This is a genomic window from Pedobacter nototheniae, from assembly GCF_032678625.1.
GTDB classification, from domain to species: domain Bacteria; phylum Bacteroidota; class Bacteroidia; order Sphingobacteriales; family Sphingobacteriaceae; genus Pedobacter; species Pedobacter nototheniae_A.
Genome location: NZ_JAVTSO010000004.1, coordinates 19,962 through 41,929, shown reverse-complemented (window position 1 = coordinate 41,929; position 21,968 = coordinate 19,962). Strand labels below are relative to the sequence as shown.

Here is a 21,968-nt window from a genome sequence, read left to right as displayed (position 1 = left end):
AACGAACAAAACAATTTCTATTATTATGCAGTTAGAAAAATTTACTTACGATAACAAGATCGTTCGCAATTTTGGGATCGCCACGCTGGTTTGGGGGATCGTAGGAATGACGGTAGGTCTTCTTGCAGCCATGCAATTATTCAAGCCAGCCATGAATTTGGGCAATCAATACACCACTTTCGGAAGGATCAGACCTTTGCACACCAATGCTGTAATATTTGCCTTTGTTGGAAATGCCATTTTTATGGGGGTTTATTATTCACTGCAACGTTTGCTTAAAGCCAGGATGTTTAGCGATGTACTGAGTAAGATCCATTTTTGGGGTTGGCAGCTTATTATTGTTGCAGCGGCAATTACTTTACCTTTAGGTTTCACCACCTCTCATGAATACGCTGAGTTAGAGTGGCCTATAGATATAGCCATTACCATAATTTGGGTGGTGTTTGGTATAAATATGTTCGGTACCATTATTAAACGCCGCGAACGCCATTTGTATGTGGCCATTTGGTTTTACATTGCCACTTTTGTAACCATTGCTGTACTGCATATTGTTAATTCATTCGAGTTACCCGTTTCATTTCTGAAAAGTTATTATGTGTATGCCGGTGTGCAAGATGCACTTGTACAATGGTGGTATGGACATAATGCGGTTGCGTTTTTCTTAACCACACCATACCTTGGAATGATGTATTACTTCTTGCCAAAAATGGCCGGAAGGCCTGTATATTCTTACAAGTTAAGTATTCTACACTTTTGGTCATTAATTTTCATCTACATCTGGGCAGGTCCACACCACTTGTTGTATACTTCTCTTCCGGGCTGGGCACAATCTTTAGGCGTGGCTTTTTCAATTATGCTTATCGCACCAAGCTGGGGCGGTATGATTAATGGTTTACTTACGTTAAGGGGCGCCTGGGATAAAGTGAGAGAAGATGTAACCTTAAAGTTTATGGTTGTGGCACTTACCGCTTATGGTATGGCTACTTTTGAAGGGCCTTTGTTATCGTTAAAACAAATTAACGGCGTTGCACACTTCACCGACTGGATTGTTGCCCATGTGCATGTTGGCGCTTTAGGCTGGAATGGTTTCTTAACCTTTGGCGTACTGTACTGGTTAATTCCACGAATTTATAAAACAACCCTTTACTCAAAAAAACTGGCCGGATTTCATTTCTGGATTGGTACTTTAGGTATTCTTTTTTATGCCATTCCAATGTATTGGGCAGGTTTTACCCAAGGATTAATGTGGAAGGAATTTACACCTGAAGGTTTACTTAAATACCCCAACTTTTTAGCAACCACACTGCAAATTATACCCATGCACGTTTTACGTTCAATTGGCGGGGCACTTTATTTAACAGGAGTAATTGTAATGACTTACAATTTGGCTAAAACAATGCTTGGTGCCAAACTGGTAGCCAATGAGCCTGCTGAAGCGATGCCACTTGAAAAAGTAATTGTAGATAGTTCTCCTGCCGACAGGGCCTGGCACCGCGTTTTGGAACGTAAGCCAATGAAATTTATGGTGCTTTCTTTAATCATCATTTTAATTGGAGGTATGGTAGAAATGATGCCAACATTCACCATCCAATCTAATGTACCAACCATTGCCAGTGTAAAGCCATATACGGCTTTAGAATTACAAGGTAGAGATCTTTACATTAGGGAAGGTTGTGTAAACTGTCACTCTCAAACGGTACGCCCTTTCCGTTCAGAAACAGAACGTTATGGGGAGTATAGTAAAGCCGGGGAATTTGTTTACGACCATCCGTTTTTGTGGGGCAGCAAACGTACCGGACCAGATTTACACCGTATAGGTGGAAAATATTCTGATGCATGGCATTATAATCACCTGGTAGATCCAACATCTATGTCGCCCGGAAGTATTATGCCACCATACCCATGGTTAATTGAGCAGAAACTCGACATCAGTACAACAGCAACTAAAATCAGGGCGATGCAAACTTTAGGTGTTCCTTATCCAGAAGGCTTTGATCTGCATGCAAATGAACAACTGAATGTTCAGGCCGAAAAAATTGCTGCCGAATTAAAACAAAATAATATTAAGGTAAAGAGCGACAGAGAAATTGTAGCCATTATAGCCTATCTGCAACGATTAGGGACCGATATTAAAGCAAATAAAGAAGAAATTCCATCAAACCAATAAATTATGTTTAATCAGATTAAAAACTTAGCAGGCGGAGAATTATACCTGATCAGCTCACTGATTATGTTCATGGTATTTTTCATTATAGTAGGTATTTATCTACTTAAATTAAATAAAGGGCATATCCAGCTGATGAGTCAACTGCCAATTGAAGACAACCAAACCAATGAATATGAAGAAGATTAAATTACTGTTTTTACTTTCATGCTGGTCTGTATGTGTATTTGCTGCCGATGAAAAAGTTGTGCCTCTGCCAGCAGTTTCATCAGAACCAAGTTTGTTGGGTTTAACAAGTGCCGAGTTATTGATTGCAATGTCGTTACTGTTTATGGTGATACTGCTTTTTGTAACCATTACTTTGCTGAATGCATTTAAAGTAATGTATCGCGAGCAACTCAATCCAACACCGTATAACATGCCTGCTAAAGAACCGAGGCTTGATTACGATAGCTGGTTGAAAAAGAAGGAGAAAAAGACTTCCATCTGGACTAAAATTTTAAGTTTAAGACCTATAGAAGAAGAGAAGGATTTAGAAATAGAGCACGCTTATGATGGCATAAAAGAACTTAATAATCCGGTGCCAACCTGGTTTAACGTATTGTTTTTTGGAACCATGTTTTTTGCAGCTGGTTACTTGTTTTATTACCACATTGGTGGTTATGGCGATCTTCAGGATAAGGAATACGAACACGAAATGACCAAGGCACTGGAAGAAAAAGCGGCATATTTAGAAAAATCTGCCAATACAATTGATGAAAACTCGGTTAAGTTTGATAATACTGAAAGCGTTGTAGCAGAGGGTAAAAACATTTTTACAGCCAATTGTGTGGTTTGTCATGGAGATAAAGGCCAGGGACTTATTGGCCCAAATTTAACTGATGATTATTGGTTGCATGGAGGTGGGATTAATAATGTGTTTAAAACCATCAAATACGGCGTACCCGAAAAGGGAATGATTAGCTGGGAGAAAAACCTGACACCAAAACAAATCAGCGCCGTTGCCAACTATATTTTATCTCTGCACGGAACAAATCCGGCAGGCGCTAAAGCACCACAAGGCGAAAAATTTGAAGAGAAAAACGTTGATGATAATGCAATAAAAGAAGATGCTGCAAAAAAGTAAAGAATTGGATAAAAGCAAGGGTAGAGAATTTGTTTACCCTAAAAAACCAGCAGGTAAATTATACAGCTACCGCAAATGGGTAAGTTATGTATTGCTGGCGCTTTTGTTTTCTTCACCTTTTTTGAAATTCAGGGGAGAACAACTTGTATTGCTTAATTTTTTAGAACGCAAGTTTGTTTTTATTGGCTTAATTTTTACCCCACAGGATTTTTACCTGTTTGCGTTGGCCATGCTGATCTTCATCATGTTCATTGTGTGTTTTACAGTTGTTTTGGGCCGACTTTGGTGTGGGTGGGTTTGCCCGCAAACCATTTTTATGGAAATGGTTTTTCGCAGAATTGAATATTGGATTGAAGGCGATGCAAATAAACAAAGAAAATTAGACCAGCAAAATTGGAATGCAGAAAAAATTGTGAAAAAGGGTAGTAAACACCTGCTCTTTATGTTCATCTCTTTTTGTATAGCCAATACTTTTCTGGCCTATATTATTGGTTCTGATTTATTGATTAAAATAATTACAGAACCGATTTCAAAACATTTGTCTGGTTTTATTTCCATCTGGCTCTTTACCTTTATTTTTTACGGCATTTTTGCTTATGTACGTGAAGTAGTTTGTACCGTAATTTGTCCTTATGGCAGGCTGCAAGGTGTTTTGCTTGATAACCAAAGTTTAGTGGTTGCTTACAATTCCACTCGTGGAGAGCCCCGTGGACGCATTCAGAAAAACATTTCCAATACAGAACTGGGCGATTGCATCGATTGCGGTCTTTGTGTACAGGTTTGTCCAACAGGTATTGATATTAGAAAAGGCACACAGCTTGAATGCATAAATTGTACAGCCTGTATTGATGCCTGCAATGAAGTTATGCTTAAAACCGAAAAACCACCATCTTTAATTGGTTTTTACAACCAGGATTTTATTCAGCATAAAAAGCCCTATAAAATCGGATTAAAATCTTTAGGCTACGCTGCGGTACTATTTGTGGTATTACTGGTATTTTCTTCCCTAATCTACAAACGCGAAAATGTACAAACTACCGTACTCAGGGCAAGCGGCACCCTTTATCAAAACCGGGCCGATGGTAAAGTAAGCAACCTGTATAATGCAGAACTGATTAACAAAACGAATAAAGCAGTTAAATTTCAGTTTCAATCTGTAAATGAAGGAGATGAAATTGAGTTTATTCAGAAAGCAACCATATTGCCAAAGGAAGGAACCGTTCAGATTACATTTTTTCTGATTCGTAAACAGCGCTACATTAAAGCTTATAAAAGTGATGCCGGGTTTGAAGTTATTGCTGACGGAAAAGTGTTAAGTACCGCAACAACCAGCTTTTTTGCACAGCCCGATAATTAAATAACTAAAGAGATGAATATGAACTGGGGAACAAAAATTGTGTTGGGCATGATTACTTTTATGCTGTTTATTATTGGTATGGTGATTTACATGTTCTTTGTACACGGAAGAGATGCGCTGATAGAAGAAAATTATTACGAAAAAGGCATTAACTATAACGAGGAATATAATGCAAAACAAAATACCCTAAATGATAATGCCGAACCCGCTATTCAAATCAATAAACAACAGGTAATAATTACCTTAAAAGACAGTGCAAGCTATAAACTTGTACTCATGCGGGCTTCAAATAATGCCGATGATCTTAAATACGAAGGAAATACCATTGGGACCTCTAATTTAATTTTAATTGATAAAAGTAAAATGGGAAAAGGGCTTTGGTTTTTAAACCTGCAATGGCATTCAGGTAAAAAGAAATACCAGTATAAAAAGAACATCATGTTATGATAAGCTATTTCCCTTTGGCATTTATAATGGGGCTGTTGGGCAGTTTACACTGTGCGGTAATGTGCGGTCCGTTAATGTTAGGTATGCCATTTCAAAAAAATAAGCTCATCCATGCCGCATTTCAATTATTATTATATCAGCTCGGTCGAATCCTTATTTATACATTGCTTGGACTAATTGCAGGTACTTTAGGAAACGGTTTAAGCGTATTCAGCAATCAAAAAGTTTTGAGTATTGCAATGGGTGCCACGCTTATTCTTTTTACAATTTTACACTTAAGCAATGCTTACCAAAAGAAATTATCTGGTTTTCAGTTAATCCTCATAAAGCCAATCAGTAAATTAATGTCTAAGGTTTTCATCTTGCCATTTTGGGGCTTTTTTGCCGGAATGTTGAATGGTTTAATTCCCTGTGGCATGGTTTACCTCGCTTTGGCTACCGCTTTAAATAGTTCAACCTCACAAGGCGGCGCTACCTTTATGTTTTTGTTTGGTTTGGGCACCACGCCGCTCATGCTGATGATTTCTCTTGGCGGTGTTTACCTTAAAAAATACATTCGCTTCAATACCCAAAAACTTATTCCCTGGTTTATGCTTTTTATTGGTGTACTTTTTATTCTCCGCGCTTCAGATTTAGGCATTCCTTTCTTGTCTCCAAATTCAGGTCCTGGAAAACACGGAGCCGTTGTGGAGTGCAGATGATTTAAATAAATCCTGATTAAAATAGGATATAAAAAGATTCTGTAAAACTTAAAGCTTAGTTTAAGACTTATATTCGATATGCTAATTGTTTGTAAAATAATTGATTGATGTAGTTTTTTTTATACAAACTAATAATACGGAAAAGCTTAATATTGAATCGATTTATTTTTGTAAGTAGTTGTGTATAAAATATATGATTAGAAAAGGCAAAATCACTTTTATTGATGAGAATAATAGTGGTGTTATTACTGATGAGAACGAACAGGAAATTACATTTTCTTTAGCAGACTTTAAAAGTGAGGTTTGGGTAGGCATGGATATCTATTTTAAAATTGAAATGAGTAAGGCTGGATTGGTAGCAAGTGCTATTGAACCTGTATAAAAAGGTTTTACTTCAAATTGATCAAGCCAGATCAACAGAAATATAAATATCTACAATAGTTTTACCCCGGCTATCATTTAAATTATTAATTTGCTTGCGAAACCTAACTAAGCGTACATGATTAGAACCCTTATCATTGAGGATGAGCCTGCAGTAAGAAAAGAAATTGTTTGGCTGCTGGAACAGGAAAAAGATTTTAATCTGCTGGGTTCTGCCACCAATGTAAGTGATGCCTTAACCTTAATTAAGGCCACCCAACCTCAATTGGTTTTAATGGATATTCAACTAACAGACGGAACCGCATTTGATATTTTGAGCCAGGTTGAAAAAGTTGATTTTCGCATTATATTTATTACTGCCTACAATCATTTTGCGATAAAAGCCATAAAATACGGTGCTTTAGATTATTTGCTTAAACCATTGGATGAAGCCGAACTTAAAGCCGCACTTCAAAAAATTACGGATGAAAGCGGATTAAATCTTTCGAAACAACAGCAACAGCTGGAAGTTCTGAAAGTCAGCAGCAACCACACCGAAGGATTGGAGAGCCGCATCGTTTTACACACCCTGGAATATTTACAAATTGTACAGCTAAAAGATATTGTTTATTGCCGCAGTGATGGTAGCTATACCCATTTTGTTTTAGCCGACGGACAAAGAATCATCATTTCCAAACCGCTTAAATTTTATGATGAACTATTGCCCGAGAAATGGTTTCTTCGTCCGCACCAATCCTATCTGGTCAATATAACTTATATCGATAAATTTTTAAAAGTTGGAGAACTGTTGTTAAAAGATAAGACCGAAATTCCGGTTTCAGATCGCCGTAAAGAGTTCATTGTTCAAAGAATCAGTCATTTAGGTACGTGAAAAAGATAAGCATATTCTCCTTGTTGGTGGTTTTATTTTTCTTTTCCTGTAAACAGAAAATAAGTCATATGGTGCAAAGTGATACAGATCAGCACCTTAAAGAATTTAAGCAATTTGTTGATACCTTAAAGAAGAATCCGGATTTAAAAGTGCGGCTTGCTTTTTGGAATCAAAAACTGGCCGATAAGCGTTTTGAGGGTGATTCTGTACTTCGGTCGAAAATAGAATATAATATTGCAGGTGTTTTTTACGGTCTGCGCGAAAGAGATTCTTTAAAAAAACATATGGAACTCGCCTGGGCTTTTATGGATAATCAGCCAGGTCACTTAGATGATAAAGTACTTTTATACGCGGGCTTGGGTAATGCAGCCAACACGGAACATAAAATTCATCAGGCTAATTATTATTTTAATCAGGCAGGGCAAATGTTAGTTGCAGATACCTCATTAGGTTTATCAGCGAAACAAAAAGTAACGATCTTTTTTTCTGCAGCACAATCCAGCGAAAAGCTTTATCAGTTTAACAATGCTTTTAGCATGAATAGAGAAGCCTTAAAGTTATTACCGCAACTACCTGATGACTATTCGGCACAATACCGTGCAAGTAGCCAAATGTCACTTTGTTTTTTTAAATCAGGAGGAAGTAAGGATTCGGTCTATAAATATGTGTCCAAAATGGACAAATTACATCGCTTACACCCCGACGAAACAGAGGTTAGATTTCTTTACGACCGTAAAGCCCTATATTTTCAACAAACCAATCAAACCGATTCATCTATTTACTACAATAAAAAACGACTTTTATTGGATGAAAAGGAAGAAATGGAACGGGGTAAATTGGCCACCAGCGTAGTTTCGGCAAATTTATTTGGTACTTATTCTGATTTAGCGGGTGCATTTTTAAAAGATAAACAGCACGACAGTGCTCATTTTTATCTTGAAAGGTGTAAAGATTTTATTCAAAAATATCCCGCTGCCGGAGACGATCAGAATTTTATTTCTTACCATCAGAATCTGTTAGGCTATTATTTTTTAACCAAACAATATTTCAAAGCAGAGCAACAGCAAAGCAGGTTAATTAATTTATTTAAGTCTGTTTACGAAACAGAAAATGCACGTGCTGTTGCAGAAATGGCTTCCATTTATCAGCTTCAGGCAAAAGATAAATCTATAAATACCTTAAACCAAACCGTCGGAATTGCTCAGGGCCGTTTACAAAGCAATCGGTTATGGCTGGTTATTACCACGCTGGTGGCTTTGTTGGGTTTGGCCATTGCCTTATTGCTTTATTTTATTCAACGCCAGCGCAAGCTGAACAGCGAAACTGAAAAGGCTTATTTAGAACAACGTTTGCTGCGTACGCAAATGGAGCCTCACTTTATTTTTAATACGTTATCAGCATTGCAAAGTTTTGTCCGTTTTGATGAGAAAGAAAAGACCTTAAAATATTTAAATCAGTTTGGGCGCTTGCTGCGAAGTAGTTTAGAGCTTTCCAGAGAACGACTGGTTCCGCTAAGTGAAGAAATTGCAGCATTAGAAAATTACCTGAGTTTACAGCAAATGAGGTACGATGATGCTTTTCAGTACGAAATAAATGAACCTGTTAATGATGATACTGGCGTGATTATGATTCCGCCAATGCTGATGCAGCCCTTTGTAGAAAATGCAATTATTCATGGTATAGATGCAAATAGTAAAGAAGGGAATGTTTCTGTACACTTTAAAATCGATGGTCAGATTTTATTTGTGTCTATTAAAGACAATGGAAAAGGATTTGAAAATGAGCATCAAAAATATCCGCAACACAAATCTTTGTCTACAGCCATTAGTAAAGAACGTTTAGAAATTTTAGCTAAAGAAAGTGGTTTGCCTGCCGGGATTAATATAAACAGTAAAACGGGCGAAGGCACCACGATAGAACTTTGTATTCCCTTCACCATTGATCAATAAATTTATTTACAATTTACCCGAACGAATAATAAGCGCTTTCGGGCAGATAATAAACGGTGGCGAACGAATAATAAATCTGTAGGTTTTTATAAATATATACTTCTAAATTTATTTTGGTCAGTTAAACACAGGCAAAAACCTGTTGATTTATTTTCCGGATAATTCATGATTAAACGAAAACCACATGTATTTTGGATTCTAAGCATTTTCTGTAGCTTATTTTTTGCTTTGTGGGCCTTTATCTCGTTAAACGAATGGTGGGTTGTAAGCATTAATAAAGAGGTGGCCAACTATTCCTGGGGTGTAGTCAATGGTAATCCGTGGTACTATGTAAATCCGGTAATTTACTCCAGAGCAATGCTTGGCGAGGGTTTACTGATGTTAAGCTGCCTGTTGCCTGCCATTTACTTTATGGTTACCCATAATAAAAATAAAACCTATTATTGCTTTACGGCTTGTTTGGCCTTGTTGATTGTAATGCTGATCAGCGCCCAAATTACCTGATTAAAGATTTAAACTAACCGTGTTAAAATATCTCATGAAAAAGATTTTATTCATTTTGCTAATGCTTTCGTTTGGTGCCAAGGCTCAAAAAAGTAGCTCTAAACTATATAAAGGAACCATTGATAGCAAACCAGTTACCCTGTATTTAAAAGAAAATGAAAATCCCTGCGGAGGATTTGAAAACTATATGGCAATTTATCGTTATGGTAAAAATACTCCGTGGATACAATTGCTGCCAGAAACCGACGGGAAAGGTAATTTTACCATGCCCGAGTTTCGTTTTACAGGAGTAATGATTTTACAAAAAACATCAAATGGCATGCAGGGAATTTGGATTAGCCCGGATGGAAAAAGACAGCTTAAAGTGATCTTAAATGTACAGCCACTACCTAAACAGCAAAAAGACGTCATGGAGGATGCGCTGGAGAAAACTAATTATGGAAATTACGATTGCTAAATTTTAACCAATGAAAAGAAAGCAGGTTTTTATTGCAGTTGGTATAATATTGCTTTTAGCGATGGTATATTGGGCAATATCTTATCAGTTTGGCCGGGAAACGGATTTCAATAAAAAAGCAAATGTTAAAATAGCAGACACGGTTTCAAAAGACAGTTTAAAAGCCGAAATTTCTATTCCCAAACCTGATTATAAATGGCAGCCCGAAGTTAAAGATTTTAGCTTGGAAGATGTGGAACGATTAAGCCAATCTGTTTACGATACAGTAAGCAACGCAGCCATAGGGGATATGCCTGGAGATACAATTCAAAGAGAATTTAATTCTTTGGTGTTTTTTCAGGCAAATACCGACTTATATGGAATAGCCGTAGCAGAAAACAGAGCCCCTTTTTATGGCGCTTCAGTTGGGTGGTGTGATGTTTTTGTCTTTAAAAAAGAAAACGGGAATTGGCAAAGAACTGATTTTATGCTTAATGCCGGGGGCGGAGGTATGTATGGAAATCCTGGAGAATTTGAAAAACTCGTCCTCACAGGTGACCATTCAGTAGGGATTGTTTTAACTGGCGGACAAGAGCACATGGGAAGCAATTATCACCACGATGTGATTAATCTGCAAAACGGAAAATTAAGTAATCTGGTTCACATTACAACTTACCATAACTATGGCGAAGGTGCAGGTGATGATTTTAAATTGGTGATTTGCGAAAGCAATACCTATAGTTTTGAACCTAATGGTAAATCAGTATATGATTTGAAGATTATAAAAAATAATTGTCTTCTGGAAAAAAATGTAAAAGTTGCAGAAGTTACTATTCCATATAAAAAGGGCTACAAAATCCCCAAACAATTTGAGTTTGAAAATTGATTTTTATGAAAAACTGCAAATTATTAAATACAGATCTACTCCAGGCCTATCGGTTGGTGAAATAAATCAGGAACCTGAACCACATTTATCAATTCAGGAACTGTCGAAATATCATTAGAATAGACAATATTTCGACAGATTCAATCTACCAAAGCCCAATAAGAATCGAGTTTTATAATAGAGCTTCCTGATGATAAATTATATTTTTTCTAATTCAGTTTGAATAAATGCAAGTTCATCCAAGGTTAAATCAAAATTCATAGCACCTGCATTAGAAATTGCCTGCGCTTTATTTCTTGCACCCGCCAACACAATTGTAATGCCCTGCTGTAAGGTTGTCCACCTTAAAACCAATTGTGCAACAGTAGCTTTTTTACGTTCTGCAAGCGGGCTAATGCTTTCTAAAAAGGTTTTTACATTTTCCAGGTTAAACTGGTTAAAATAACCATTTCTATGGTCATCATGTTTAAGTTTGCCCTGTTTAAAATACTTGCCAGTTAATAAACCACGTTCCATGGGACTATAAGCAATAATTCCTTTGTTTTGCTCAATAGAGTAGAGTACTAAATCTTTTTCTATAGCACGGTTTAACATGCTGTAAGAAACTTGGTTTGAAGCGAGTGAGATAGTTTTTTCAGCTTCCTGCATTTGATCAATACTATAATTAGAAACACCTGCTGCTCTGATTTTTCCTTGTTTAATCAAGTCGTCAAGCGCTTCCATAGTTTCTGCAATTGGCGTAGTCTGGTCTGCCCAATGGAGTTGTAAAAGGTCTATATAATCGGTCTTCAATCGCTTCAGGCTCTCTTCAACCTCTTTAATAATGTTATTTTTGGAAGTGTATTTATAAACAGGAATTTTTTTATCACCTTCCTCAAGATCAAAAAAATGTTCGCCTTTACCCTGGTTACTGCCATCCCAAACCAGTCCAAACTTAGTCAGAATCTGTATTTTACTCCGGTTTTTACCTTTTAAGGCATCACCGATTAATTCTTCACTTAAGCCTAATCCGTAAAATGGAGCTGTATCTAAAGTCGTCACTCCATGATCAATAGAAGCGTGGATGGCTTCAATAGAATCACTTTTTTCATTTCCACCCCACATGGTGCCACCAATAGCAAAAGCGCCATAAGTAATTGCGGAGAGTTTTAAATCTGTATTTCCTAATTTTCTATATTCCATTTCTGTGTTATTTAATGCAGCAAAGGTCTTTAAAAAAGGAACAGCCCTATAATTACTTAAATCATGTATAAGTATCATTAAACTAATAGAAAGTTTATGAAAAACTAAAAATGTTAAACCAGGTAGTAATGGCTCAGCTTTTGTAATTTATCATCAAATTCGTAAACCAAAGGCACGCCGGTAGGAATTTCTAAAGCAGTAACCTCTTCATTGCTCAAGCCATCTATGTATTTAATTAAAGCCCTTAAACTATTGCCATGAGCAGCGATAATAATTTTCTGATCGCTTTGTAAAGCCGGAATTATAGTTTCTGTCCAAAAAGGTAAAACACGGGCAATGGTATCACTTAAATTTTCGGTCAAAGGTAATTCTGCTTCAGTCAAAGCCGCATATCTTAAATCCATGCCCGGGTAACGTGGGTCATCTTTGGTTAATGCCGGAGGTTCTTCATCAGGATCTCTTCGCCACTTATAAACCTGTTCGGCACCATATTTCTGAGCAGTTTCCGCTTTGTTTAACCCTTGTAAAGCCCCATAGAAACGTTCATTCAAACGCCATGATTTTAGCTCTGGTATCCACAAATGATCCAGTTCTTCCAGCACAATGTGGAGCGTTTTTATGGCCCGTTTTAATAAAGAAGTAAAAGCCAGGTCAAAGTTATATCCGTTCTTTAATAAAATTGCACCAGCCTTTTTAGCTTCTATGTAACCATTTTCTGAAAGATCAACATCAGTCCACCCTGTAAATCTATTCTCCCGGTTCCATAAACTTTCTCCATGCCTGATTAATACTATCTTCTTCATTTTTAAATCATAAGTCCCAACCTTCCAAATGTAATATTACATCATGAAAAAAATATATCTTTATTTTATTTAGCTGTAATTCAGTTTATTGTGTTTTTTTAATTGTAAATATTAGTTTGGTTATACTAATAAGCCAAAAAAGCAGTTTAATTATTTAGTAGGCAATTCGTTTGCCTATCAATCAGCCCTATTGAGTATTTATTGTTAACATTTCTTAATGTTTCATCATTAAGCTTCAATCTGAAAAGAGAAGTTTAATTTTGACTGGAATACTTATAAAAAAAAATAAAATTTATTGCAGCTGTAAAACAAGCCAGAATTGGCTTAGCGTATTTATTTGTGCTTAAAATATAGCCATGCCAGGAAATTAAACATTTTAAATTGTTTATTAATGGGATGTGCTTTCTGTTACCGGCCAAGTGATGTTTTTATCTAGGATTAGGGATGATCCAATGACGATAGTAAACAGCTTGGCCTTTTTATTTGTTTAGGCTCCGAAAAATAAAAAAGTAGTTGTGCTACTACCACAACTACTCAATTTATTCTTATTAGGAAAGGAATTTCTGATGAATATGTTTACCTGTTCTTTTAGCAATTATTCCCGCGAAAAGTTTAAATAGAAAACCCTGGCGCTTAAATAATTTGCCTTTAACCATTTTTGATAAAAAGTTACCAATCAGATTTTTATTAAAGACTGTTTTTTCTGCATGTTTAAAACTACCTGAATTTCGATGTTTCAATCGTACAAATTTAGATTGGAGTAGGTTAAGGCTGTCTTTTGGTATGGTATGTTCTTTTTCTTTTAATTGGTTTTTTAAAATTTCTAATTGGTTACAGAGGGATTTATGGTTGGTAATTTGGTATGGTTTACTCATAGGCTTTTGTTAATGCTTTATTGTAGCAATATTCATTATAGGTGTATATGAACATTAACAAAAATAGACAGACAAGGTTTTTATTAATTTGTCTTTATCTAAAGTAAATTGTATAATCCATTCTTCGGGAAGAATTTACTTAGAAGCTTAATTTCGCCTTTTGGCTGGTTATTTTTAGAGAAAATGCCATCCTTACTGGAAAAAATATCTTCTGTTGAAGGTAAATCTATAAGATGGTTGCAATCCGTTATAGGTTGGATGCCATTAATTTGAACGCCCGCTTTCTTTGTACTTTTCATTGCCTGATGCATTAAATAAAGGATTCGTTAAATGGCGTTTGCTTTAGTTTATGAGAGGTTAAATATTGTTGAACCTTAATAAATTCCATATTATGGATTGCCCTGATGGCAGATTTTAAGGTTTCGCAACTCACACCGAGCTTTTCGGCCCAGTATTTACGGTCACTTTCTTCAGCTACATCAATCAGTAGCAATTCTTGATTTGTTGGGATGTGCAGTGGCTCCATAACATTTATACATTGGTGAATAATAAAACAGCCTTTTGGAGATTTGGTTTGGGCTTTTTTTGTCTTTTACAAATTTATGATAATCAGATGTATTTTTAATTAAGTTGTTTGTTAACAGTTTGTTATGTGTTTGTGTTTTTAATAAGTTAACACTATTGTAAAACCTTTTTCACCATACTATAGTTTTAAACATATCCATTACCTGTTAAACAATCGATATGAGCCTTGAAAAATATGTAGCTAAAAGAGATTTTTCTAAAACAGCTGAACCAAAATCAGGAAAAAGTAAAGAGAATAATGAATTATGGTTTGTGGTACAAAAGCATGATGCATCGCGCTTGCATTACGATTTTAGATTGGAAATGGATGGCGTATTAAAAAGCTGGGCGGTACCTAAAGGCCCTTCAACAGATCCCAAAACTAAACGCCTGGCCATGATGGTCGAAGATCATCCTTACGATTACCGGACATTTGAAGGGATTATACCTGCAGGAGAATACGGAGGAGGTACAGTGATTGTGTGGGATGAAGGTACTTATGAACCAATTGAGGAAATAAAAGGCAAAAAGGCCCGGGAAAAGCATCTCTTAAAGCAACTGGAGTCCGGCTCGCTAAAAATAAAACTTAATGGAAAGAAACTTAAAGGAGAATTTGCCTTAGTTAAAACCCATGGAATGGGCGAAAATGGCTGGCTTTTAATTAAACATAAAGATGATTTTGCGTCAGTAAAAGACATTACCAAATCGGATCAATCTGTAATTTCTGGTAAAACCATTGAAAGTATGGAAAAAACTTCCGAGAAAGTATGGAAAGAAGGCCATGAACAAACCCTTAAACCTGAAAAGAAGGCAACGAAAAAGAAAGCGATAAGAGAAACGGAAGAGGCTGATGCCGATGATGAAATTGATGTTAAGGCTATCTTGAAAAAAGCGCCAAAATCGCCATTGCCCGAAAAATTAAAACCCATGTTAGCCACATTGGTTAATGAACCTTTTGATGACCCTGATTGGCAATATGAAGTAAAATGGGATGGTTACCGCGCATTGGCTTATGTTAACAAAGGAAAAGTAAACCTGCTTTCCAGAAATAATAAGTCCTTTAACGATAAGTTTTATCCAATTTACGATTTGCTGGGCAAATGGAAAATGAATGCTTTGTTGGATGGAGAAATACTGGTATTAAATGAAAAAGGGGTTTCGAGTTTTTCTTCACTCCAGAATTGGCGGAGCGAAGCAGACGGAGAATTGGTTTTTTATGTTTTCGATGTACTTTGGTATGAAGGTAAAAATTTGATGGACCTGCCTCTTTTTCAAAGACAAGCAATTTTAAAAGAAATTTTGCCGGTAGAGGATGACCAGATCAGGTTGGGTAAAGTTTTTAAAGCAAGTGGGATAAACTTTTTTGATGCAGCAGAAAGAATGGGGCTTGAGGGAATAATTGCCAAGAAAAGCAACAGCCTGTATGTACCAAACCAACGATCAAAAGAGTGGCTTAAAATTAAAGTGCACAAAAGGCAGGAAGTGGTAATTGCAGGGTTTACAAAAAATGCCAGTACCAGCAAGTATTTTAGTTCTTTGCTGCTTGGCGTTTATAAAAAAGGCGCATTGGAATATGTAGGCAAGGTAGGAACAGGTTTTTCCGATCATTTACAGAAAGAAATGATGAAACAGTTTGAACCGCTTATCGTTGATAAAAGTCCTTTTGAGGTTTTACCCGATGTAAATAAACCATCCCGTTTCAGGCCCAATCCTCCTAAGGCAAAGGCAACCTGGCTTAAACCAGAACTGGTTTGTGAAGTTGCCTTTACCGAAATTACTGAAGACGGTGTTTTCCGTCATCCATCCTTTAAAGGCATGAGGATAGATAAAAAGGCTAAAGATGTGGTTTTAGAAAAAGAAAAATCAACAGATGAGCTACTTCATAAAAAAGAAGATAAACATGAGGAAGCCATAAAACCACCAGTGGGGAAAGAACCAAAAACACTTCTTAACCCAAAGGATGAAACCCAGGTACGTAAAATAAAAGGTCATGAACTTAAATTTACCCACTTAAGTAAACTTTACTGGCCGGAAGATAAGGTAAGCAAAAGAGATATGTTTAATTACTACCATCAGGTTGCTGCTTATATTTTGCCTTATTTAAAAGATCGTCCGCAGTCTTTAAATCGTTTTCCCGGAGGCATTCACGGTCCTGGTTTTTATCAAAAAGATGTGAAAGGTAAAGCGCCTGATTGGGTTAAAACCTTTCCTTATGAAACCAGCAATGGAGAAAAAAAAGAGTACCTGGTTGGGGCTGATGAAGCAACATTAATGTGGATGGCCAGTTTAGGCTGTATAGAGATGAATCCTTGGTTTAGCAGGATACAAAATCTGGATAACCCTGATTATTGTGTGATAGACCTCGATCCTGATAAAAATACTTTTGACCAGGTGGTTGAAGCGGCCTTGGAAGTTAAGAAAGTTCTGGATGCCATTGATGTACCTTGTTTCTGTAAAACATCAGGTTCAACCGGAATGCATATTTATATTCCTTTAGAAGCCAAATACAGTTATGAGCAAAGCCAGATGTTCGCCAGGATTATCGTAGACCTGGTTCATAAACAAATTCCGGAATACACTTCATTAGAGCGAATGATTTCTGCCAGAAAAGGAAAAATGTATCTTGATTTTTTACAAAACAGGCCAGGGGCAACCATTGCCGGGCCATATTCGCTCCGCCCTAAGGTTGGGGCTACAGTTTCCATGCCTTTACACTGGACGGAAGTAAAACCTGGTTTAAAAATGAAAGATTTTAATATTTTTAATGCAATAGACCGCTTAAAAATTGAGGGAGATTTATTTAAAGGTGTTTTGGGTAAAGGAATAGATTTAAAAAAAGCGATTTCTAAAGCAAAAGAAATTTTTGGTTAATTAGCGCTCAAATTCTGAAGCAGCCTGAGGTTGAATAATGATGAATTTAATTAAATCAAACTCAGTTTTTATATTTTCCCTGATTCTTTCTATCGCATCTGTTAAATCTTTCGTGTCCAGTTCTGGCTGGAAATTTAAGATAAGCATGAGTAAAACCTCTTTTGGCGATTGATAGGTCGTTAATATACTCACAACGCTTACCACATCTTTATCATTCTCTGCAATGGTTTTAATTTTTTGCTGTGTTTCTGGTGAAACGCCTTCACCCATCAGCAAACTTCTGCTTTCCCTGGCTAAAATAAACGAAACAAAAACCAATAAAGTACCAACTAAAACAGATGCCAGTCCATCCAAAACGGGAAGGTTAAATGCGTGGCTGAACAGCATCAGGATAAATACAATTAACAAACCTAAAATGGCTGCCCCATCCTCAAAAAGAACAAGAAAACCGGATGGATCTTTACTTTTTATAATGGCTTTCCACCAGGAAACGCCATTTCTGGTTTTATTAAATTCTTTTAAAGCAACAAGAAAAGATGCACCCTCAAACACAAATGATAAAGCTAAAACAACATAATTCCAGGTTGGATTTCCTAAAACTTCCGGATGGCGAATATGGCTGATGCCTTGTGAGATGGAAACAATACCACCCAAACCAAAAATCATAATGGAGACAATAAAAGACCAGAAATATAATTCTTTTCCATAGCCAAATGGCCGATATTGATCTGCAGGTTTTTGACTTCTCTTCAATCCGTACAGCAATAAAATCTGGTTACTGGTATCAACAGTAGAGTGGATTCCTTCTGCAATCATAGAAGAACTATTGGTAAATCCACCAGCAATAAACTTGGTAAGTGCAATAAGTAAGTTGGCCGCTAATGCGCTGTATATTGATTTGTTGGCTCTTGCCATAGTTCAGATGAAATAAAATTGATAAAAGATTAACCATCAGATCAACATTTAGTTTGCACCTGCTCCATAGAAAATTTACGATTGACCTTAAATTTCCGGGATTAAAGAATTAATCCCGGAAATAATTTAGCCTTTAAGAATCTGGTCGATTAAATTAATCTCCTCCGGGCTAAATTCTATATTATTTAAAGCTTTAATAGAATCCGTAATTTGTTCGGCTTTACTGGCGCCAATTAATACAGAAGTAATTCTTTTATCTTTTAAAATCCAGGATAAAGCCATGTGGGCTAATTTCTGACCTCTGGATTTAGCCACATCATTCAGCTTGGAAATAATTTCAATATTTGCTGCGGTAATATTACTTTCCTTTAAAAATACACCACTTGTTGCTATTCTCGAATCTGCAGGGATACCTTTTAAATATTTATCAGTTAACATGCCCTGTGCCAAAGGCGAAAAGGGAATACAACCCACGCCATTATTTTCTAAAACATCAAGCAACCCATTCTCCACCCAACGGTCAAACATTGAATATTTAGGCTGATGAATTAAGCAATGCGTACCCATATCTTTTAAAATGCCAATTGCTTTTTCTGCTTCAGGAGCCTCGTAATTTGAAATCCCAACATAAAGCGCCTTGCCTTGTTGAACCATTAAACTTAAGGCAGCCATGGTTTCTTCTAAAGGTGTTTCCGGATCAGGACGATGGTGGTAAAAAATGTCGACATAATCCAATTTCATCCTTTTTAAGCTTTGATCAAGGCTGGAAACTAAATATTTTTTAGAACCCCAATCGCCATACGGACCATCCCACATGGTATAACCAGCCTTGCTGGAGATAACCATTTCGTCGCGGTAATTTTTGAAGTCGTCTGCAATTATTTTTCCAAAAACCTCCTCAGCAGCGCCTGGAGGAGGACCATAATTATTTGCTAAATCAAAATGGGTTATTCCGTTATTAAATGCGGTATAAATTAAATCTTTACTGTTGCTAAAAACATTTACATGCCCGAAATTATGCCATAATCCCAACGAAATAGCAGGTAACTTTAAGCCACTTTTTCCGCAACGGCGGTATTCCATATTGTTGTAGCGGTTATCCGATATATTTTGATTCATCTTTCTTCTTTTGAAGAGCAATGTTAAGCAGATTTTTCGGAATTATTATCTGATATAAGTGTTTAAATCCACATGAAAAGGCAATTCTTTACCTCATTAAGTATTCTTTTTGTGATAACTAAATCGATTTATACATATTCTTAAATTAATATTTATATTTATCTTTTTTAGCACTGACCAATTTATCACTAAAATGAATTTTAAAAACCTATTGGGCATCGTTGTTATTGCGGGTATCGCTTTATCAGCTTGTCAATCTGAAAATAAAGAAGAAATATCTGTTGACGACGTTAATGCGGATACCCTTAAAGTTGTTAAGCTTTTAGCCGATTCTTTCAAAAAGGAAATAGACGGTAAGCAAACCGCACTTTATACCTTAACGAATGCAAAAAATGCGGAGGCCGTTTTTACCAATTACGGTGGGCGATTGGTTAGCCTTTCTGTTCCCAGCCACGAGGGAAAAATGGTTGATATAGTAGTCGGTTTTAAAAGTGTAAACGATTATATAAAATCAACTGAGCCGTATTTTGGTGCCACCATTGGGCGTTACGGAAACCGCATTGCCAAAGGCAAATTTACATTGGATGGAAAAGATTATACTTTGTTTACCAATAACGGCATCAACACACTTCATGGTGGTAAAAAAGGTTTTCAGGCCGTAGTTTGGGATGCTAAGCAAATAAATAATCATACCCTCGAATTTCATTATTTATCAAAAGATATGGAAGAGGGCTTTCCAGGGAATTTGGATGTTAAAGTAACTTATACCTTAACAGATGATAACGAATTGAAAATGGATTATGAAGCCAAAACAGATCAAAATACAGTGCTTAATTTAACCAATCATGCCTTTTTTAATTTAAATGGCGAAGGAAGCGGACAGATTTTGTATCATTCTCTGCAAATTTATGCAGATGAATACACGCCTGTGGATTCAACCTTAATCCCGACAGGGAAAATAGAAAAAGTAGCCGGTACGCCTTTCGATTTTACTAAATTAACAAACATTGGTGCACGTATTCGGGATAAAAACCGACAACTTACTTATGGCAAAGGTTATGATCATAACTTTATTTTAAATAAAACTGAGGGTTTAAACATGTATCATGCAGCTACGGTTAAGGGTGATAAATCAGGTATTATTATGGATGTTTATACCCAGGAACCAGGTTTGCAATTTTACAGTGGTAATTTTATGGAGAGTAAAAATATCTTTAAAACAGGGGTAAAAGATCGGTTTAGAACGGCATTCTGTTTAGAAACCCAGCATTTTCCAGATTCCCCTAATCAGCCTGATTTTCCGACCACAACTTTAAAAGCAGGAGCCACTTATAAAACCAGTTCGATTTATAAGTTTAGCAATTAATTGAATAATTGTAGTAGTAAATATGTTAATTAAATATAAATCGACTTACGATTTAAGTTAAATAATTGCTCTATATTTCTTTATTAAGATGTTTGAATTCGTAGGTTTGCAACGTAAATAATACACTGCAGGCGGGATGGAATCAAATACAGCATTAGTTGGGTACAACAGAGATACCTTATTGGAATTTTTTAATAAGCTGCATCCTTTAAAAGAGGATGTAGTTTCTTTTGCGAGAAAAGAAACTTTTACAATTACAATTAAAAGAAATGAACTTTTAGATGCCGTAAATCATTATAAAGATTGCTTGTTTTTTGTAATTAAAGGTTTTATAAGAGGTTATATTGTAGAAGATGAAAAAGAAATTACAACTTCTTTAAATGGAGAAAAATGCCTGGTTGGCAAGGTTAGAAATCCTTTAATCGTAAAATCGCCGTACACAGAACATTTACAGGCCCTGGAAGACACGGAACTTTTAGTAGCCCCTTATCATTTGATTGATGGATTGTACACTCATTTTCCTGAAACCAATGTTTTGGGCCGAAAGTTATTAGCCATTCATTACCAGCGCTCTTCCGAAAGATCAATTTTATCCAGAATACCCACAGCAGAGGCCAGATATAAACAATTTGTTATCAATCATCCCGATATAAGTAAACGTGTATCGGTAAAAATTTTGTCCAGTTACCTGTGTATGCGATTAGAAACCTTGAGCAGGATGAGGAGTAAAATTAAAAAAGACATTTAACTGTGCTGACAATCAGTGGATTCTGATTTAATGCAGATCTTTTATTTATAATAAGTCTAAATAGCTATATTTGCGCATAATCATTTAGCAGGTTTTGGCAGGTAATACAGATAAAAAACTTCCGGGTACATTTAGTCGCATCGATAAAGATTTGTTCGAGCGGTCTTACGAATTGTATTGGGAGAAAGTTTACGCTGTTTGTTATAATAATATCCGCGAAGTTGAGCCAGCTAAAGAAATGGTTCAGGATATTTTTAAATCCCTTTGGGAGCGTAGAAATGAACTGGAACTCCAGAATATTGAACATTACTTAATCCGCTCCGCTAAATTTAAAACTTTCGAATACATTAGAAATAAAGTAAGCCGGCAAAAACATACCGAGTTTCAGATGATGGATTGCTCAGAATCCAGCAATTGTACCGAAGAGCAGGTTTTATTTAATAACTTAAAAGAAAAAGTTAATGTACTGGTTGATACTTTACCGTGCCAATGCAAACGGGTTTACAAAATGAGCCGGGAGCAGGGACTAAGCAACAGGGAAATAGCTGCATTACTTTATATAACAGAAAGGGCTGTAGAATATCACATTACAAAGGCAATGGGCAAACTCAAAGTTGCTTTGGCCAGTTATTGATAGTTCGATAATTAAATGCCGGATTTTGACATTTACAAGGCCAAAAAACTTTACGGTACACTGTTTGTT

General features: G+C 36.3%; 23 protein-coding genes. 16 read left to right on the top strand and 7 right to left on the bottom strand.

Annotated features, from left to right (window positions below):
- The first annotated feature begins 25 nt into the window (after positions 1–25).
- The 12 genes from ccoN (at position 26) to R2Q77_RS13070 (ending at position 10,822) form a co-directional block, all read left to right on the top strand.
- Complete coding sequence (ccoN, locus tag R2Q77_RS13125; protein ID WP_316804178.1) at positions 26–2,167, top strand: cytochrome-c oxidase, cbb3-type subunit I; 2,142 nt, start codon at positions 26–28, stop codon at positions 2,165–2,167.
- 3 nt (positions 2,168–2,170) lie between these two features.
- A complete protein-coding gene (locus R2Q77_RS13120) occupies positions 2,171–2,353 on the top strand; it encodes a hypothetical protein (RefSeq protein ID WP_316804177.1) in 183 nt (60 codons plus the stop codon).
- Positions 2,340–3,290 (top strand): cbb3-type cytochrome c oxidase N-terminal domain-containing protein, encoded by a 951-nt coding sequence (locus R2Q77_RS13115; RefSeq protein WP_316804176.1) that lies wholly within the window; start codon positions 2,340–2,342, stop codon positions 3,288–3,290. The genes R2Q77_RS13120 and R2Q77_RS13115 overlap by 14 nt, the downstream gene beginning before the upstream one ends.
- Positions 3,274–4,647 carry a cytochrome c oxidase accessory protein CcoG gene (gene ccoG / locus R2Q77_RS13110; protein WP_316804175.1) on the top strand — a complete coding sequence of 458 codons (1,374 nt, stop codon included), beginning with the start codon at positions 3,274–3,276 and terminating at the stop codon, positions 4,645–4,647. Before R2Q77_RS13115 ends, ccoG begins: the two co-directional genes overlap by 17 nt.
- 12 nt (positions 4,648–4,659) lie before the next feature.
- Positions 4,660–5,094 (top strand): FixH family protein, encoded by a 435-nt coding sequence (locus tag R2Q77_RS13105; protein WP_316804174.1) that lies wholly within the window; start codon positions 4,660–4,662, stop codon positions 5,092–5,094.
- Complete coding sequence (locus R2Q77_RS13100) at positions 5,091–5,795, top strand: sulfite exporter TauE/SafE family protein (RefSeq protein ID WP_316804173.1); 705 nt, start codon at positions 5,091–5,093, stop codon at positions 5,793–5,795. Before R2Q77_RS13105 ends, R2Q77_RS13100 begins: the two co-directional genes overlap by 4 nt.
- 193 nt (positions 5,796–5,988) lie before the next feature.
- Positions 5,989–6,177 (top strand): hypothetical protein, encoded by a 189-nt coding sequence (locus tag R2Q77_RS13095; RefSeq protein ID WP_316804172.1) that lies wholly within the window; start codon positions 5,989–5,991, stop codon positions 6,175–6,177.
- Positions 6,178–6,294: 117 nt separating this feature from the next.
- The gene (locus R2Q77_RS13090; protein WP_316804171.1) at positions 6,295–7,047 is read left to right on the top strand and encodes a LytTR family DNA-binding domain-containing protein; all 753 of its coding nucleotides are present in this window, start codon (positions 6,295–6,297) and stop codon (positions 7,045–7,047) included.
- Positions 7,048–7,115: 68 nt separating this feature from the next.
- Positions 7,116–8,996, top strand: a complete 1,881-nt coding sequence (locus tag R2Q77_RS13085) for a sensor histidine kinase (RefSeq protein ID WP_316804170.1) — start codon at positions 7,116–7,118, stop codon at positions 8,994–8,996.
- A 165-nt stretch (positions 8,997–9,161) separates the two neighbouring features.
- Positions 9,162–9,500 (top strand): hypothetical protein, encoded by a 339-nt coding sequence (locus R2Q77_RS13080; RefSeq protein WP_316804169.1) that lies wholly within the window; start codon positions 9,162–9,164, stop codon positions 9,498–9,500.
- 34 nt (positions 9,501–9,534) lie between these two features.
- Entirely contained in the window at positions 9,535–9,957 is a 423-nt protein-coding gene (locus R2Q77_RS13075) for a hypothetical protein (RefSeq protein WP_316804168.1), read from the top strand.
- 10 nt (positions 9,958–9,967) lie between these two features.
- Positions 9,968–10,822, top strand: a complete 855-nt coding sequence (locus tag R2Q77_RS13070) for a hypothetical protein (RefSeq protein WP_316804167.1) — start codon at positions 9,968–9,970, stop codon at positions 10,820–10,822.
- Between the two features lie 198 nt (positions 10,823–11,020).
- On the opposite strand, the gene R2Q77_RS13065 is transcribed toward R2Q77_RS13070, so the two are convergent.
- The 5 genes from R2Q77_RS13065 to R2Q77_RS13045 form a co-directional block, all read right to left on the bottom strand.
- The gene (locus tag R2Q77_RS13065; RefSeq protein ID WP_316804166.1) at positions 11,021–12,004 is read right to left on the bottom strand and encodes an aldo/keto reductase; all 984 of its coding nucleotides are present in this window, start codon (positions 12,002–12,004) and stop codon (positions 11,021–11,023) included.
- A gap of 113 nt (positions 12,005–12,117) precedes the next feature.
- Positions 12,118–12,807, bottom strand: coding sequence for a 2,3-diphosphoglycerate-dependent phosphoglycerate mutase (gpmA, locus tag R2Q77_RS13060; protein ID WP_316804165.1), 690 nt, complete (start codon positions 12,805–12,807; stop codon positions 12,118–12,120).
- A gap of 548 nt (positions 12,808–13,355) precedes the next feature.
- Positions 13,356–13,682 (bottom strand): hypothetical protein, encoded by a 327-nt coding sequence (locus tag R2Q77_RS13055; protein ID WP_316804164.1) that lies wholly within the window; start codon positions 13,680–13,682, stop codon positions 13,356–13,358.
- A gap of 98 nt (positions 13,683–13,780) precedes the next feature.
- Positions 13,781–13,981, bottom strand: coding sequence for a hypothetical protein (locus tag R2Q77_RS13050; protein WP_316804163.1), 201 nt, complete (start codon positions 13,979–13,981; stop codon positions 13,781–13,783).
- 11 nt (positions 13,982–13,992) lie between these two features.
- Positions 13,993–14,208: a DUF3606 domain-containing protein gene (locus tag R2Q77_RS13045; protein ID WP_316804162.1), complete on the bottom strand. Its 216-nt coding sequence runs from the start codon at positions 14,206–14,208 to the stop codon at positions 13,993–13,995.
- A 218-nt stretch (positions 14,209–14,426) separates the two neighbouring features.
- Between R2Q77_RS13045 and ligD the strand changes: the two genes are divergently transcribed.
- Entirely contained in the window at positions 14,427–17,117 is a 2,691-nt protein-coding gene (gene ligD, locus R2Q77_RS13040; RefSeq protein ID WP_316804161.1) for a DNA ligase D, read from the top strand.
- Here ligD and R2Q77_RS13035 read toward each other — a convergent pair whose 3' ends face one another.
- Positions 17,118–18,032: a cation diffusion facilitator family transporter gene (locus R2Q77_RS13035; protein ID WP_316804160.1), complete on the bottom strand. Its 915-nt coding sequence runs from the start codon at positions 18,030–18,032 to the stop codon at positions 17,118–17,120.
- Between the two features lie 126 nt (positions 18,033–18,158).
- Positions 18,159–19,151 (bottom strand): L-glyceraldehyde 3-phosphate reductase, encoded by a 993-nt coding sequence (gene mgrA, locus R2Q77_RS13030; protein WP_316804159.1) that lies wholly within the window; start codon positions 19,149–19,151, stop codon positions 18,159–18,161.
- Positions 19,152–19,344: 193 nt separating this feature from the next.
- On the opposite strand from mgrA, the gene R2Q77_RS13025 reads away from it, so the two are divergent.
- From R2Q77_RS13025 to R2Q77_RS13015, 3 genes are all read left to right on the top strand, one after another.
- Positions 19,345–20,517, top strand: a complete 1,173-nt coding sequence (locus tag R2Q77_RS13025; RefSeq protein WP_316804158.1) for an aldose epimerase family protein — start codon at positions 19,345–19,347, stop codon at positions 20,515–20,517.
- A 136-nt stretch (positions 20,518–20,653) separates the two neighbouring features.
- Positions 20,654–21,265, top strand: a complete 612-nt coding sequence (locus R2Q77_RS13020) for a Crp/Fnr family transcriptional regulator (RefSeq protein ID WP_316804157.1) — start codon at positions 20,654–20,656, stop codon at positions 21,263–21,265.
- A gap of 94 nt (positions 21,266–21,359) precedes the next feature.
- A complete protein-coding gene (locus tag R2Q77_RS13015; protein ID WP_316804156.1) occupies positions 21,360–21,899 on the top strand; it encodes a sigma-70 family RNA polymerase sigma factor in 540 nt (179 codons plus the stop codon).
- The last annotated feature ends 69 nt before the right edge of the window (positions 21,900–21,968 follow it).